Source organism: Streptomyces sp. NPDC045778 (genome assembly GCF_056431945.1).
The window spans coordinates 221725-238608 of record NZ_JBWKJZ010000004.1 but is presented as its reverse complement, the minus strand read 5'-3'; the positions used below and the strand labels follow the sequence as shown (position 1 = coordinate 238608).

Below are 16884 nucleotides of genomic sequence, written 5' to 3'. Positions count from 1 at the left end.
GGACCCCTTTTTCGCGTACGAGCGCTACTGCGCGGCGCGCTTGGCGCCACCGAAGGCGGCCACCGCGGCTATCGCGAAGAACACGAAGGTCATCGCGTCGGCGTCTTCCTTCCAGCCCTTCTGGAGGGCGTCGAAGTGGTCGAAGAACACCGTCGAGAAGCTCGTGTTGAACTTGTCGGAGATGACCATGGCGGCGCCGACCAGCTGGCCCAGGTAGACGGCGCCGAGGGACAGGGCGGCCGAGATCACCGCGAGGGCGGGGTTGCGGCCGCCGACCTTTCCCGTGGCGAGGCCCACGACGAAGCCGACGCCCACGGCGGCCCAGCCGATCTCGTGCTCCGTGGCGCCGATGACGGCTCCGTAGACCCCGGCCGCGACGAGCGCGGTCACGAGGGCGACGACGATGCCGAGGCCCACGTTGTCCCGGGCAGGCGCGGGCGGCGCGGGCACCGTGTGCGGGGGCTGGAAGCCGTTCTGCTGCTGCGGGAACGGGGCGTACGGCTGCTGGGGCTGCTGGCCGTAGGGCTGCTGCGGGTAGCCGTAACCCGGCTGGCCGTACGGTTGCTGAGCGCCGCCCTGGCCGTACGGGTCGCCGCCGCCCTGGCCGTACGGATAGCCGGGCTGGCCTGGAGGCGTGGGCTGCGTCATCTGGTTTCCCCCTGGAACATGAGCGCACTGGTGTGCGGTAAATGGCTGGATCCGCACGGTAGCAGCAGTGGAGGGCGTGCCCCAGGGGGTCGGGCGGGGGATCAGAGGCGGTGGGCGGCGCCCGCCGGGGTGGCGCCCCGGGTGTCGAGCAGGAGTTGGGCTTTCACGGCGAGGCCCTGGAGGTCGTAGGTGCGGTGGTGCTGGAGCAGGATCGTCAGATCGGCGTCGGCGGCCGCTTCGTAGAGGCTGTCCGCGCGCGGGACGGGATGGCCGAGAACGTTCCAGTGGGCCACGTACGGATCGTGGTAGCTGACGGCGGCGCCGAGCTGCATGAGGCGGACCGCGATCTCCTGGGCGGGGGCACCCTGTTGGTCGGCGACGTCCGGCTTGTAGGTGACGCCGAGCAGCAGGACGCGCGCGCCGCGTGCGGACTTGCCGTGTTCGTTGAGCAGGGCCGCGGCGCGCTGGATGACGTAGCCGGGCATGCGGTCGTTGACCTGCTGGGCCAGTTCGACCATGCGCAGGGGGCGGGCGCCGTGGGCCGGGCCCGGCACCTCCAGGGGGGCGCCGTGGCCGCCGACGCCGGGGCCCGGGCGGAAGGCCTGGAAGCCGAACGGCTTGGTCTCGGCGCAGCGGATGACGTCCCAGAGGTCGATGCCGAGGTCGTGGCAGAGCACGGCCATCTCGTTGACCAGCGCCATGTTCACGTGGCGGTAGTTGGTCTCCAGGAGGTGCACGGTTTCGGCCTCGCGCGGCCCCCGCGCGCGGACGACCTTGTCGGTGAGGCGGCCGTAGAAGGCGGCGGCGGACTCGGTGCAGGCCGGGGTGAGGCCGCCGATCACCTTGGGGGTGCCGGCGTAGCCGTGGGTGCGGCTGCCGGGGTCGAGGCGGCCGGGGGAGTAGGCGAGGTGGAAGTCGCGGCCCGCGCGCAGGCCCGAGCCCTCTTCGAGGAGGGGGCGGAGGAATTCCTCCGTGGTTCCCGGGTAGGCGGGCGATTCGAGGATGACCGTGGTGTGCGGGCGCAGGCGTGCGGCCAGGGCGCGGGCGGCCTCGGCCATGGGGCCGAGATCGAGCGCGCGGTCGGCCGCCTGCGGCGTGGGCGCGCAGATGACGGCGGTGCGGACCCGGCCCAGCTCGGCCGGGTCGGTGGTCGGCCGGAAGCCGCCCGCGAGCATGCGGCGGACATCGGCGGCGGTGAGGGTGCCCTCCGCGCCGTCGCCGGGAAGACGGCCGCTCGCGAGTTCGGGTGCGCGGGCGGGGTCGTAGCCGATGGTGGCGATGCCGCTGTGGGCGGCGGCCTGAGCCAGGGGCAGGCCGAGGTGGCCGAGGCCGATGACGGCGAGGTCTGCTGGCATGGCGGTGAGCCGTCCTTCCCAATAGCCGGAGCGGGACGATGGCGCAAGCCCTGTGGACAAGATGGGGCAGCGCAATGTCAGACTAGGAGTAAATATGACCGATTTGCGGCATTGGACTCCGCCCGTCGCCGGAGTGTTGTCCACAGGCGGTGGCTGAACTCGGCGAGCGCGACAAGAATCTGGGCATGATGTGAGCGCGACCACATCCGACGACCACGGGAGGCAGCGGTGAGGACAGCGACTCTGGGGCCGGCGGAGCGTGCCGAGTCACTCGCGGGCATGGCCGAGCGCGAGCTGGACATCCTCGTGGTGGGCGGCGGTGTGGTCGGCGCGGGCACCGCGCTCGACGCCGTGACGCGCGGCCTGACCACGGGCCTGGTCGAGGCCAGGGACTGGGCGTCGGGCACGTCGAGCCGGTCGAGCAAGCTCATCCACGGCGGCCTGCGCTATCTGGAGATGCTGGACTTCGCGCTGGTCAGAGAGGCCCTGAAGGAGCGCGGCCTGCTCCTGGAGCGCCTCGCCCCGCACCTGGTGAAGCCGGTGCCGTTCCTGTATCCCTTGCAGCACCAGGGCTGGGAGCGGCTCTACGCCGGATCCGGCGTCGCGCTGTACGACGCGATGTCGATGGCGCGCGGCCACGGCCGAGGCCTGCCCATGCACCGCCACCTGACCCGGCGTCACGCACTGCGCGTGGCCCCCTGCCTGAAGCGGGACGCCCTGGTCGGAGCCTTGCAGTACTACGACGCGCAGATGGACGACGCCCGCTATGTGGCCACCCTCGTGCGCACCGCCGCGGCCTATGGCGCCAAGACCGCCAACCGCGCGCGGGTGACCGGCTTCCTCCGTGAGGGCGAGCGGGTCGTCGGCGCCCGTGTCCAGGACGTCGAGGCGGGCGGGGAGTACGAGATCCGCGCCAAGCAGATCGTGAACGCCACCGGGGTGTGGACCGACGACACCCAGGCGATGGTCGGCGAGCGCGGCCAGTTCCACGTCCGGGCGTCCAAGGGCATCCATTTGGTCGTACCGAAGGACCGGATCAATTCGACGACGGGCCTGATCCTGCGCACGGAGAAGAGCGTCCTGTTCGTCATCCCCTGGGGCAGGCACTGGATCGTCGGCACCACCGACACGGACTGGGACCTGGACAAGGCCCACCCCGCGGCTTCCAGCGCGGACATCGACTACCTCCTGGAGCATGTGAACTCGGTCCTCGCGGTCCCCCTCTCCCGAGACGACGTCCAAGGGGTGTACGCGGGCCTGCGCCCGCTGCTCGCCGGGGAGTCGGACGCCACGAGCAAGCTCTCCCGGGAGCACACGGTCGCGCACCCCGCGCCGGGCCTCGTCGTCGTGGCGGGCGGCAAGTACACGACGTACCGCGTGATGGCCAAGGACGCCGTGGACGAGGCGGTGCACGCCCTGGACCAGCGCGTCGCCGAGTGCGTCACGGAGGACATCCCCCTGGTCGGCGCCGAGGGCTACCGAGCGCTGTGGAACGCCCGCGCGGGCATCGCCGCCCGCACCGGCCTCCACGTGGTGCGCGTGGAGCACCTGTTGAACCGCTTCGGCTCGCTCGCCGAGGAGGTCATCGAGCTGATCGAGGCCGACGCCTCGCTCGGCGCCCCGTTGCAGGCGGCCGAGGACTATCTGCGCGCCGAAATCGTCTACGCGGCCTCGCACGAAGGCGCCCGGCACCTGGACGACGTGCTCACCCGCCGCACCCGCATCTCCATCGAGACCTTCGACCGGGGCACGCGCAGCGCCCGCGAGTGCGCCGAGCTGATGGCGCCCGTGCTCGGCTGGGACAAGGACCAGGTCGAGCGCGAGGTCCAGCACTACGAGAAGCGGGTGGAGGCCGAGCGCGAGTCCCAGCGCCAGCCGGACGACCTGACGGCGGACGCGGCCCGCCTCGGGGCGCCGGACATCGTGCCCCTGTAGGGGGCGGGCCCGGCGTTGTCAAGGAAGGACACGCCGGAGATCGGAGGATTTGACCGGAGGGGGTGGCCAAGGGGGGTATGGCCAGGGGGGTTTGGGGTGGTGCGCAGGGGTTCGCGTGGCGACGAAGTCCACCATGTGGGACATCCGACCCGCGGCGTTGACCGGTCCTCGGGTGAGGGACAATGAAGGCTCTGTCAGGGCGGGTTGTGCGGGTAGTTGAGGGGACGCATGTCGGAGGCGGAGCAGACGGGCGGGGCCCGTCAGGATCAGAGCGCGCGTCTCCTCGCGGGCCGGTATCGGCTCGGTGACGTGCTCGGCCGGGGCGGCATGGGCACGGTCTGGCGGGCGAAGGACGAGACGCTGGGCCGCACGGTCGCCGTGAAGGAGCTGCGCTTCCCCTCGAGCATCGACGAGGAGGAGAAGCGGCGCCTCATCACGCGCACCCTCCGCGAGGCCAAGGCGATCGCCCGGATCCGCAACACCGGCGCGGTGACGGTCTATGACGTGGTCGACGAGGACGACCGGCCGTGGATCGTGATGGAGCTGGTCGAGGGCAAGTCCCTCGCCGAGGCCGTCCGCGAGGACGGGCTGCTCACGTCGCGGCGCGCGGCCGAGGTCGGGCTCGCCGTGCTCGACGTGCTGCGCTCCGCGCACCGCGAGGGCATCCTGCACCGTGACGTGAAGCCGTCCAACGTCCTCATCGCCGAGGACGGCCGGGTGGTGCTCACCGACTTCGGCATCGCCCAGGTCGAGGGCGACCCGTCCATCACGTCGACGGGCATGCTCGTCGGTGCTCCCTCGTACATCTCGCCGGAGCGGGCGCGCGGCCACAAGCCCGGCCCCGCCGCCGACATGTGGTCGCTCGGCGGGCTGATCTACGCGGCGGTGGAGGGCGTGCCGCCGTACGACAAGGGCTCGGCCATCGCGACGCTCACCGCCGTCATGACCGAGGCCGTCGAACCCCCGCAGAACGCGGGTCCGTTGCTGGAGAAGGTCATCTACGGCCTGCTCGCCAAGGACCCCGAGCAGCGGCTCGACGACGCCGGCGCGCGGACCCTGCTCCAGGAAGTGATCAACGCCCCGGACGGCTCGGTGGACAAGCGCCCCGAGGACCCGGCGGACGCCACGAAGGTCGTGCCGCTGCCGCCGGTGCCCCCGGTGCCCGCGCAGGCGCCCGGGACCTCCGGTGGCCGTAAGGGCGAGGAGGCGGCGGAGCGGCTGAAGGGCGCGTTCCGCTCGGTGCGCAAGAAGGCGGCCGCGGCCACGGCGTCCCGGGGCGCGGGAGCCGCGGCGGCGGGCGGCGCCACCGCGCTCGGCGGCCCCGCCGCGGACCGGGGCACGGGAAGCGGCGCGCCCGCGACGGACACCCCGGCCGGGGGCACGACCGGGGCCCCGGTTGCCGGAGCCACGGGCGGAGCGGTCACTCCGCGGAACCGTACGACGGGCACGGGAGCCGGCACAGGCGCGGGCCTGGGCAGTGGCGAGCGCGCCCCCGGTGCTGCCGCGAGCGCTGGTGTGTCGGCCCGAGCCGCGGCCGGCCCGGCGACGACCCGCGTCACCCCGGCGGGCCCCGGCGCGAGCACGGGCACGGCCACCGGTTTCGGTGCCGCCCACGCCAGTGGCGGAGCGAACTCGACCGCGACGGGCGGCGCTTCCCCGCACGGGGCCCGGGTCCCCGCCCAGCCCGGGACGCCTCCGGGGACGCCGCCCAGGCCGCCCGCCAGGGCACCGCTCACGGACGTGGTGCCCCGGCGCACGCTGGTGGTCATCGCGGTGGTCGTCGTGCTCGCCGTGCTCGGCACGGTGCTCGCCTTCGCGCTGAACGGCGACGAGGGCGGCAAGGACGGCAAGAGCGGCGACAGCTCGGCCTCCAGCGGCGCGACCGCGGGCGGCGAAGGCAAGGGCAAGGAAGACAAGGAAGACGCGGAGAAGTCCGGCGGCTCGGGCAAGGACGACGGCGCCAAGGGCGACCAGGGCAAGGGCGACGGCCAGGACCAGGACTCCGGCAAGGACGACAGCGCGGGCCAGGGCGCTCCCATAGGCGGGAGCGGCAAGGAGAAGGGCAAGGGCGACAAGGGCAAGGACGGCGCCGAGACGACGCACAAGCACCCGCAGGGCTTCTCGATCGGCTTGCCCAAGGGGTGGAAGTTCAGGACCACGGACCGCGCGGGCGCGCGCTTCACGGGCCCGGACGACCAGCGGCTGCTCATCGGCTGGACCACGACGCCCAAGGACGACCCGGTGGCGGACTGGAAGAACCAGGAGTCGGGCATGCGCCGGGCGGCGTACAAGCGGATCCGAATAGAGAAGGTGGACTTCCGCGGCTGGCTCACGGCCGACTGGGAGTTCACCTACGTCGACGGCGGCACGAAGTACCGCTCGGTGGACCGAGGCTTCGTGGTCAACGGCGGTCTCGGCTACGGAATGATGTACACGTCGAAGGCGGACGGCTGGGACGATGACCAGCGCCGCGACACCTGGCGGACCTTCACGCGCACGTTCGAGCCCAAGAAGTGACCGGGCGGTCACCCGAGGAGCCCCTGCGCGGTGCCTGCGCGGTGACTTGGGAAGCGCCCCGTGGGTGATCCGCGAGCGGACCCCGAGGTGAGCCGGAACCGGCGGTTGACGATCCGGTGAGATCTGGCATCCCGTCAATAAGGTCAGGCCTGGGGACGTATCGTGAGTGCTTGCGGAGGGTAAGCAAGCGCAACGAGCCGTAAAACGAACGGAATTGACCACCGGGCGGTTGGGGGAGGCATCGTGGACGACTATGCGGGACGGGTACTCGCCGACCGCTACCGCCTGCCGCTGCCGCCGGCCGACGAGTACGAGTTCCGGGAGACCCGCGCCTTCGACACCTACAGCGGCCAGGAAGTCCTGGTCAGGCAGGTGCCCTTGCCCGAGGTCGTCGAGGCGGAGGTGGTCGGCGACGAGGGCTTCGGCGACGGCGACCTGAGCGACGTCCTGCCCGGCGGACTGCCCGAGGGCTTCAGGAGCGCGGGCTCCGGCGCACGGACCCCCCGGCGCCCCGGCACGCGGGCCACGCGCAGGCCGAGCGACCCCGCGGTGCGCCGGGCCATCGAGGCCGCGCAGGCCGCCGCGCGCATCCCCGACCACCCGCGCCTTGACCAGGTCTTCGACGTGTTCGCGGAGGACGGCTCGCTGTGGATAGTGAGCGAGCTGGTGGGGGCCCGGCCGCTCGCGGCGTTGCTCGCGGACAAGCCGCTTGACCCGTTCCGCGCGGCTGAGGTCGCCGCCGACGTCGTGACCGCGCTGCGCGTCCTGCACGCGCACGGCTGGGTCCACCGGAACATCACCGCGCGCACGGTGCTCGTGTGCGACGACGGACGCGTGCTCCTCACGGGGCTCGCGGCGGGCGCGGCGGAAGAGGCCCTGTGCGGGTACGACCCGCGGCCCGAGGGTGAGGACTTCTCCGGCTTCACGGAGCCCGCGGGCGCGCTCGCGGAGGAAGAGGCCCGGGGCACGGAGACGGCCCCGGAGCCCGCGTACGAGCCCGACCCGCCGTACGGGCCCGACCCGCCCTACGCGCCCGCCCCGGGCCCCGCGTACGAGCCCGGTCCCGCGTACGAGTCCGATCCCGCCTACGAGCCGGAAGCCGGCCCCGAGCCCGACTACGCGTCCGACCTGCGGGCGGCGCGCGCCGGTGCGATCGCCGCGTACCGCGCGGGCGCGGCCCGGGCGGCGGCCCAGGTGAGCGAGGCGGAGGCCGAGAGCGCCACCGGCCGGATCGCGGACCCGTACGGGGTGCGGGGCGGCGGGCGCGGGACCAACGGCGCGCGGGAGAGCTGGGACAGCGGCGGGCGCAAGCAGTGGCACGGCGCCATGCCGCGCACCGCGGTGCCCGCGCAGGGCGAATCCCGTGCCCCGAGCCTGGCCAAGCGGTCGGCGCCGCCGCAGCGACAGGCCCCGCCGGACGACGACACGTACGGCAGGACGGACGACGCGTACGACGCACACGGTGCTTACGACCCACACGACCCACACGACCCACACGACCCACACGACGCCCACGACGCGTACGACTCGTCGGCCGACGAGGAATACGAGGGATCCGAGGAATACGAGGGATCCGAGCCGGACGGGCGTGCGCTCAGTGGGCGTTGGGACGACCCCGCGGCCGAGCGGCGCCCGCGGCGCGGCCCCGCCACCGCGCTCGCCGCCGAGCGGGCCCGGCACGCGCGGATGACCGTCGTCGGCGCCGTCACCGAGCGGTGGGCCCCCGAGCAGGCGGGCCCCGTGCACGAGAACTGGCAGCTCGCCGCGCCCATCGGGCCCGCCACCGACCTGTGGGCGCTGGGCGCGCTGCTCTTCCGCGCCGTCCAGGGCCACGCGCCGTATCCGGAGGAGAGCACCGCCGAGCTGGTGCAGATGGTGTGCGCCGAGCCGCCCGCGTTCGCCGAGGAGTGCGGGCCGCTGCGGCCGGTCGTGGAGTCGCTGCTGCGTCAGGACCCGACCGAGCGGATCGACTTCGAGGAGCTGAACGGCTGGCTGCGCTCCCTGGTGCGGTCGGCGCCCGAGCCGGACGCGGGCACGCACGTGGTCCCGGCGCCGCCGTACGACGGCGGGAGGCTGCCCGTCGTGCGCCGCCGGGGCGAGGTCGTGCGCAAGCGGCGCCCGCCCGCGCCCGTCGCCACGGGCGGCGGCCACGGCCGCCACAAGCGCGGCCGGGAGCGTGCCCGGGACACCAAGCCGGTGCGGGTGCCACGGCCGGAGCGGGAGCCGCGCCCCGCGCAAGGGCCGCGTTCGCTGGGCCGGGTGCTGCTCCTGGTGATCCTCGCCGGGCTCGTGGCAGCGGTGACGTACGCGATGCTGTTCATGCCCAAGGCCGACGAGAACGAGGGCGCAGGGCGCGCCGGGAACGCGGGCGAGTCGAGCACCGCCCCGGACGACCGCCCCGCTGGGAACGGCGACCCGGGCGGAAGCGACAAGAATGACGGCGAGGGCGAGGACGAGTCGGGGAAGTCACCCGACGACGAGGAGACCCCCGGCTCGCAGGAGCCGCAGACCACCGCGCCCGACCTGGCCCCGGGCTTCACGCTGCGCAAGGACGCGGAGGGCTTCCGCGTCGCCGTGGCCAGCGGCTGGCAGCGCCGGCCCATCAACGGCCGGGAGCAAGTCCTCTACACACACGGCAAGTTCGAGCTGCTCGTCGTCCCGGGCCGGGACAGCACCGGGGACTACGGCACGGACCCGATGAAGTACCAGAAGGAGGACGAGCGCGAGCTCCAGCCGTTCCGGGACTCGTCCTGGGCCACCTCCAGCGGGATGCGCCGGGTCGACGTGGGCGGTCGCGCCATGGCGGAGGGACAGTTCACCTGGCAGGGCCCCGACGGCACCGAGGTCTTCGTCCGCAATCTCGCGCTGATCGTGGACGGCAAGTACCACGTGGTGCAGGTGCGGGGCCCGGAAGCCGAGCGGGACGAGGTGGACCGGCTGTACGAGCAGGCGACGAAGTCGTACCAGGCCCTCGACTGACCGGCCCTCGCAGCGAGGGTCCGGCTGACCGTGCCTCACCGTGGGAAGTGACCCCTCCGCACGCGGGGAATCCGGGGAGACCAGGGGAAAACCGCGGGGAAACCGCGGTGAATCGTGAGGACGCGGCGGAGAACCGGAGCCGTATCCGTCACAGTGCGGCTTCCGATCACCCCCTCCCGTTCCCTGCCTCCCCACGCCTCCTTACCCTTGGCTCTGTCAACCTGGGCCCTGTCAAGACCAACTGCGGGGGAACGTGAATCAGATGCAGGGCCTGCTCCTCGCCGGCCGCTACCGGCTCGGTGAGTCCATCGGCAGCGGTGGCATGGGGCGGGTATGGCGTGCGCGGGACGAGGTGCTGCACCGGGCCGTCGCCGTCAAGGAACTGACGGCCGCCCAGTGGGTGCAGGAGGCCGACCGCGCGATCCTGCTGACGCGCACGCAGACGGAGGCGCGGGCCCAGGCGCAGATCAACCACTCCGCCGTCGTCACCGTCCACGACGTACTCGAGTACGACGACCGGCCGTGGATCGTGATGGAGCTGGTCGAGGGCCGCTCGCTCGCCGACGCGGTCAAGGAGCGGGGCCGCGTCGAGGCGCGCGAGGCCGCCCGCATCGGCCTGTGGGTGCTGCGCGCCCTGCGCGCCGCGCACGGCGCGGGCGTCCTGCACCGCGACATCAAGCCGGGCAACGTCCTGCTCTCGAACGACGGCCGGGTGCTGCTCACCGACTTCGGGATCGCGGCGATCGAGGGCGACAAGACCATCACGCGCACCGGCGAAGTGGTGGGGTCCGTCGACTACCTGGCGCCCGAGCGGGTCAGCGGCGCCAACCCGGGGCCCGCGGCCGACCTGTGGGCGCTCGGCGCGACGCTGTACACGGCGGTGGAGGGCAGCTCGCCGTTCCGCCGCACCTCCCCGCTCGGCACCATGCAGGCCGTGGTGACGGAGGAGCCCGCGCCGCCCGCGCACGCCGGTGCCCTCGGGCCGGTCATCGCCGCGCTGCTGCGCAAGGACCCGAGCGCGCGGCCGAGCGCGGACGAGGCCGAGCAGATGCTCGCGGAGGCCGCGGAGGGGCGCAGGCCCAGCGCGGCACCGGCGTACGTACCGACGCGGGCCGACCGGCTGCCGCCGCCCGTGCCGCAGCCCACGACCGCCCCGCAGACGGCCCCCGTGACGCCCATGGCCCCCGCCGCCCCCGCGGCGTCAGGGCGGGGACGCTGGGCCAGGCGGCTCGCGCTGGTCGCGGCGGCGGCGCTGCTCGGCGGCGGCGCGGTCTTCGGGTACTTGCAGTACGGCGACGGCGGCGACAGCGGTGACCGCACCCGCGCGGAGGCAGGCAAGGAGACGGGCGGCAAGAGCGGCGAGGACGGCGGCAAGGTCGTCGGCGGCATCCCCGCCGACTGGGAGCGGGTGCGCGACGCCGAGGGCTTCAGCCTGATGCTGCCCAAGGGCTGGTCGCGGCGCGTGGACGGCAGCCAGATCGACTACACGCCGGACAACGGCCGCCACTTCGTCCGCATCGCCATCGACCGCACCCCGGACTTCGACAGCCCCTACGCCCACCAGCTCGACCTGGAGCGGCAGCTCAAGCTCCCCGGCTACCGGCGCCTGCACCTGAACTCGAACAGTTTCCACGGCCGGCCGGGCGCGCTGTGGGAGTTCGGCTGGACGGCGGGCTCGAACGACACGACCAGGGGCCCCCGGCGCGCCATCGAGCAGATGTACACCAGCCGGGACGGCGTCGAGTACGTGATCTACATGTCGGGCCCCGAGAAGAGCTGGGACAAGACGCGGGAACAGTTCGACGCGGTGCTGCGCGGCTGGCGCGAGTAGGGCACCGCGCGAGTCGGCCTCCCCCGGCCGCGCGGGCGCCGTACGCGCCCCCTTGCGCGCCGCGCAGGCGGCCTGAACTGGCCGGTCTCCGGCCCCGCTCACCGCGGCCCGGATCGATGGCCACACCTCTGGGGCATGATGGCCGCATGGGGAGCCTGGGTGACAGCACCCGTGTGATCGCCGGTCGTTACCGCCTCGAAGCGCGGCTCGACCGGGGTGGCATGGGTGTCGTGTGGCGGGCCTGCGACCAGCTCCTCGGCCGCCGGGTCGCCGTCAAGGAGCTGGAGGTCGACGAGACCCTCTCCGACGAGGAGGCCGCCCGGCAGCGCGAGCGCACCCTGCACGAGGCCCGGGCGGTGGCGCGGCTGCGGCATCCGCACATCGTGGTCGTGCACGACGTGGTGGTCCAGGACGGCCACGCGTACCTCGTCATGGAGTACGTCGACGGCGTGTCGCTCGCGCGGCGCATCGCCCGCTCGGGGCCGCTCGGCCCGCACGCGGCGGCCCGGGTGGGCCTCGATCTGCTCAGCGCGCTGCGGACCGCGCACGCCGCCGGGATCCTGCACCGCGACCTGAAGCCCGCCAACGTGCTCATCGAGGAGGCCACCGGGCGCGTCGTCCTCACGGATTTCGGCATCGCGCAGGTCAGCGGGGCGACGACGCTCACCGAGAGCGGGACGTTCGTCGGCTCGCCGGAGTACACCGCGCCCGAGCGGATGTCCGGCGAGCGCACCGGGCCCGCGTCCGACCTGTGGTCGCTCGGGGCGCTGCTCGTCGCGGCGGTCAGCGGCGAGTCGCCGTTCCGCCGCGACTCGATCGGCGGGGTGCTGCACGCCGTCGTCTTCGACGAGATCAACCCGCCGCCCGCCGCGGAGCCGCTCGCGCCCGTCGTCCTCGGCCTGCTCGAACGCGACCCGGAGCGACGGCTCGACGCGACCGCCGCCGAGCGGCTGCTGCGGACGTACGTCGTGACAGGATCGATGCCGCGGCTCAACGGGGACCGGCCGGGCCCCGGTCTGCTGTCCGCCGCGTTACGCCCGGGACGCCATCCACCAACCCCGCGTGACCTGCCGCGCTACCCGCGGACCAGGGCCGCGGTGCTGCTCCCGCTGCCGGCGGACCCCTACGAGCCAGGACCGGCGGGCCGGCCGCGGCGGCTGAACCGCCGGCAGGGCCGCACCATGCTCGTCGCCGCCGTCCTCGTCGCCGCCGTGGCGGGCGGTGCGGTGTCGGCCGCGGCGCTCCTGCTCGGCCGCGACGGCGAAGGGGAGGGGGGAAATCCGGCCACGTCGGCCTCGCTGGACGTGCCCGGCACCGCGGCCCCGAGCGCCCCCCGGCCCACGGCCACCTCCACGGTCACCAAGACCCCGGACTCCGTGCGGCCCTCCACACCGGACGCGCCGCGCGGCTACCGCCTGGCGACGGACCCGCGCGGCTTCGCGCTCGCCGTGCCCGCGGACCACCGGCGCACCACGGACGGGCCGCGCACCTACTACACCTCACCCGACGGCGCCTTCCGCGTCGGCATCGAGGCCGCGGACCCGGTGCCCGGCGGCCCACCCGCCGCCCAGCGCCGCGCGCACGCCGAGGGCCCCGCGCGCAGCCCCGGCTACCGCGACGGGCAGGTCACCGAGACCACGCGCAACGGCCGCCCCGCAGCGCTGTGGCAGTTCACCCGGGACGGCCGCGGCGCGGAGCGGGGCGCGCGGCGCACCTACGACCTGTGCTGGGAGGAAGGCGGGCGGATGTACGAGGTGTGGGTGTCGGCGCCGCTGTCCGAAGCCGGGCGGGGGCGGCGGTACTTCGACACCGCGGTCGACACGTTCGTACGCCGCTGACGGGTCGCCGTACGCGGGGGTCGTACGCGGGGCCGTACGGGGTGGTCCGCGCGCGGCGGCCGTGGGCTCAGGGCCTGGTGGGGGCGTGAGTTCCCGGTCCGTGCATCACCCCGGTCACAACTAGGGGCCCCGGCTGGAATCAGACACGCCCGGCAAGGTAGTCATGGGTCCATGAGTAACGACGGGGGATCCTCCTACGGCCCGCACGACACCACCAGTTATGGGCTGCAACCGCCACGGCCCGGCGAGCAGGGTGGGACGCCGTACCCCAATCCGTACGCCGAGCCGACGCAGGTCGTCCCGGACCAGCAGGCGCCGTCGGCGCCTGCCGCACCTTCCACGCCTGCCGCACCTTCCACGCCGTCCGTGCCGACCGCTCGGTCCGAGCCGGGCGCGGGCCGTCTCGTGGGCGGCCGGTACCGGCTGCTCTCCAAGCTCGGCCACGGCGGCATGGGCACGGTGTGGCGCGCCAAGGACGAGACCGTGGACCGCGAGGTGGCCGTCAAGGAGCCGCGCGTCCCGGACCACCTGCCCGAGCGCGAGCGCGCCAACGCCTTCGAGCGGATGCGCCGCGAGGCCCGCGCCGCGGCCCGCCTGGACCACCCGGCGGTCGTGAACGTCCACGACGTCGTCGTCGAGGACGGCCAGCCGTGGATCGTCATGGAGTTCGTACGGGGCCGCTCGCTCGGCGCCGCTCTGCGCGAGGGCACCCTCGGCGCGCGGGAGGCGGCGCGCGTCGGCCTCGAAGTGCTCGGCGCCCTGGAGGCGGCGCACGCGGCGGGCATCCTGCACCGCGACGTGAAGCCGGACAACGTGATGCTCGGCGACCACGACCGCGTCGTCCTCACCGACTTCGGCATCGCCCAGATCGAGGGCGAGACGAACCTGACGGACACCGGCGGCTTCGTCGGCTCGCCCGAGTTCATCGCCCCCGAGCGCGTCCTCGGCCAGCGTCCCGGCCCCGCGTCCGACCTGTGGTCGCTCGGCGTCGTCCTGTACGCGGCGACGGAGGGCGTGTCCCCCTTCCGCCGCAGCAACACGCCCGCCACGCTCCAGTCCGTCCTGAACGCCACGCCCGCGGCGCCCGCCTCCGCGCAGGGCCCGCTCGCCGACGCCATCAACGGCCTGCTGCACAAGGACCCCGGCCACCGCCCGAACGCGGCGCGGGTACGGGGGCTCCTCGAAGACGCCGTACGGCCGCCGCAGCCCCCGCAGCTGCCGCCGACGCGGGTGGTCACGGTCGCGGGCGACCCGGCGGCGCGCGGCGGGGGCGTGTTCCTCGGCCGCAAGGCGCTCGTGGCGATCGGTGCCGCGGTGGCCGCGGTGGTGGTGGCGGGCGTGCTCGTCGCCGTGAACCCGTTCGGCGGCGACTCCTCGGACGCGGGCGAGTGGGAGAAGCACGACGAGAAGAAGCTCGGCGCCACGGTGTGGGCGCCCAAGGGCTATGCGACATGGATGCCGGGCGACGACGCCGCGCCGAAGGAGCACTGGGTCTCCTACCGGGACTCCAGCGGCCAGATCTCGGTGACGCTGACGCTGGACAAGAAGGCCGAGGACGACCTGAACTACATCGCGGGCACCTCCATGGCCGAGGCGTACGAGGACATGAAGGCCCTGGACGAGGGCAGTTCGGTACTCGGCTCGTCGCTGAGCCCGGACGCGCTGCGGCCGGGCAAGAAGACCACGCAGGGCGACTACAAGGGCAGCCAGTCCGCGGAGAACGTCATCCCGTACACGAACAAGGAGAGCGAGACGGAGTACCCGCGCGAGGCCACGATCTTCTACTACCGGACCAAGTCCGGAGACATGTACAAGCTGTGGATCGACTACCCGGCCAAGAGCGACTTCACCGAGCGCGGCCGTGAGGTGGCGAGGAAGGCCATCGAGGACCTGGAGATCAGCAAGCCCTGACGCGCGGGGCGCTGACGCTCGGTCACGGGACGATCACCGGGGTGGCCCCCGCGCGTCCGCGCACGGTACTCATGACACATGAGTACTGAGGGCGGACGTGTGATCGGGGGCCGCTACCGGCTCGTCGAGCGCATCGGCTCCGGGGGCATGGGCACCGTGTGGCGTGCCGTCGACGAGCTGGTGGACCGCGAGGTCGCCGTCAAGGAGCCGCGCCTTCCGGGCGACCCGCACGGCGAGGAGCGGCGGCGCGCGTACGCCCGGCTGCGGCGCGAGGCGCGGGCGGCGGCGCGGGTCGAGCACCCGGCGGCCGTCGCCGTCCACGACGTGGTCGCCGGCGAGGACGAACTGCCGTGGATCGTCATGGAGTTGGTCCGGGGCGAGTCGCTGCACGAGGTGCTCAGGCGTGGCGCCCTCACGCCCGCCGAGTCCGCCCGTATCGGCCTCGCCCTGGTCGGCGCGCTCGCGGCCGCGCACGCCAAGGGCATCGTGCACCGCGATGTGAAGCCCGCGAACGTGCTGCTCGGCCCGCACGGCCGCGTCGTGCTCACCGACTTCGGCATCGCCCGCATCCAGGGCGAGGAGTCCTTGACGGTCAGCGGCGAGTTCGTCGGCTCGCTGGAGTTCATCGCGCCCGAGCGCATGTCGGGCCCCGGCGCGGGCCCGGCGTCCGACCTGTGGTCTCTCGGTGTCCTGCTGTTCACGGCCGTGGAGGGCCGGTCCCCGTTCCGCCGTACGTCGCTGGAGTCGACCCTCGCGGCCGTCCTCTCGGCGGAGGTCCCGAAGGCCGAGCGGGCGGGTGAACTGGGGCCACTGATCGAGAGGTTGCTGCACCGCGACCCGCAGGAGCGCCCGACCGCGGCGGAGGTGGCGTCGGCGCTCAGCGAGGTGGCGGAGGCGCCCGGAGGCGCCGCGCGTGGAGAGGGCGAGCCGCCCCGGCGCGCCACGCCTCGTCCAAAGTCCGAGGAGGAGGCGCCCGCTGAAGGGGACCCGGCGGGGGCGCCCGCTGAAGGGGACCCGGCGGGCGAGGTCACCGGTCCGGCGAGGGGCGGCCGTGAGAGCCCCGCGCCGGCGCCCCGCCGCCGCACCCCCGCCCTGCTCGCCGCGGCCCTGGTGGGCGCCCTGCTCGTCGGCGGCGGAGTCTGGCTCGGCACCTCCATGGCGGACGGCGACGGCGGGGAGACGTACGACGCGGAGTCGGTCTCCGGCGAAGAGGTCGGCGAGGGCGGTGTGTTCCCGCCCGAGGAGGTGACGCCGGAGGGGCCGGCTCCGACGTCGTCCGGCACCCGCTGGAAGGCCCACAAGGAGCGCGAGCTGTCCGCCGAGGTCTCCGTGCCCGCCTCCTACACCGAGGTCGTCCGCGATCCCGGGGAGTCGGCCGTCGAGTACTCCGAGCCGGGCGGCCGGGTCGTTCTGCGGTTCACCAAACCCGCGAAGGCGCCCGCGAAGAACGCCCTCGCCTGGGCGGACGAGGAGCGTCAGGAGTACGAGGGACCGCCCTACGACGAGGCCACCACGACCATGTCCCCGACGAGCTTCCACGGCCAGGGCGCGGCGCTGCTCGACGCCACGTACAAGGACGCCACGTACAAGGACGGCGGGGGCAACGCGGGCCGGGCGGCGGTCACCCGCGAGATGCGGCTGATGATCGTCACCGACGCGGGGGAGGCCTACGAGCTGATGGTGCGGATGCCCAAGGGAGTCGCCACGCACGAGAAGCGGGGCACCGCTCTCTTCAAGGCCGCGCGGGAGCGTCTGAAGGTGGGCAAGGACGCGGCCGACTCCGGTTAACGCCCTGATCAGCGGCTTTGCTGCCAGCGGGCACTGGCGCGGTGCCGGGGGGTGGTCGCGCCCACGTGCGAGACCGGTGAAA

Annotated in this window: 9 protein-coding genes; 7 read left to right on the top strand and 2 right to left on the bottom strand. The window is 74.0% G+C overall.

From position 1 onward, the window contains the following. Window positions 1-24 precede the first annotated feature (24 nt). Window positions 25-648 carry a hypothetical protein gene (locus AC07GB_RS07090; protein ID WP_478842421.1) on the bottom strand — a complete coding sequence of 208 codons (624 nt, stop codon included), beginning with the start codon at window positions 646-648 and terminating at the stop codon, window positions 25-27. 101 nt (window positions 649-749) lie between these two features. Further along, window positions 750-2003, bottom strand: a complete 1254-nt coding sequence (locus AC07GB_RS07085) for a nucleotide sugar dehydrogenase (protein WP_478842419.1) — start codon at window positions 2001-2003, stop codon at window positions 750-752. Window positions 2004-2231: 228 nt separating this feature from the next. Here AC07GB_RS07085 and AC07GB_RS07080 point away from each other — a divergent pair, with 228 nt between their 5' ends. From AC07GB_RS07080 to AC07GB_RS07050, 7 genes are all read left to right on the top strand, one after another. Further along, on the top strand, window positions 2232-3938 hold the full coding sequence (locus tag AC07GB_RS07080; protein WP_478842417.1) for a glycerol-3-phosphate dehydrogenase/oxidase: 1707 nt from the start codon (window positions 2232-2234) through the stop codon (window positions 3936-3938). A gap of 228 nt (window positions 3939-4166) precedes the next feature. Next, window positions 4167-6455 carry a serine/threonine-protein kinase gene (locus AC07GB_RS07075; protein WP_478842415.1) on the top strand — a complete coding sequence of 763 codons (2289 nt, stop codon included), beginning with the start codon at window positions 4167-4169 and terminating at the stop codon, window positions 6453-6455. Between the two features lie 243 nt (window positions 6456-6698). Then, the gene (locus AC07GB_RS07070) at window positions 6699-9434 is read left to right on the top strand and encodes a protein kinase (RefSeq protein ID WP_478842413.1); all 2736 of its coding nucleotides are present in this window, start codon (window positions 6699-6701) and stop codon (window positions 9432-9434) included. A gap of 262 nt (window positions 9435-9696) precedes the next feature. After that, window positions 9697-11265: a serine/threonine-protein kinase gene (locus AC07GB_RS07065; protein ID WP_478842690.1), complete on the top strand. Its 1569-nt coding sequence runs from the start codon at window positions 9697-9699 to the stop codon at window positions 11263-11265. Between the two features lie 146 nt (window positions 11266-11411). Then, window positions 11412-13103, top strand: a complete 1692-nt coding sequence (locus AC07GB_RS07060; RefSeq protein ID WP_478842411.1) for a serine/threonine-protein kinase — start codon at window positions 11412-11414, stop codon at window positions 13101-13103. Window positions 13104-13274: 171 nt separating this feature from the next. Beyond that, complete coding sequence (locus tag AC07GB_RS07055) at window positions 13275-15014, top strand: serine/threonine-protein kinase (protein ID WP_478842409.1); 1740 nt, start codon at window positions 13275-13277, stop codon at window positions 15012-15014. A 78-nt stretch (window positions 15015-15092) separates the two neighbouring features. Then, the gene (locus AC07GB_RS07050; protein ID WP_478842407.1) at window positions 15093-16802 is read left to right on the top strand and encodes a serine/threonine-protein kinase; all 1710 of its coding nucleotides are present in this window, start codon (window positions 15093-15095) and stop codon (window positions 16800-16802) included. Window positions 16803-16884: the final 82 nt, after the last annotated feature.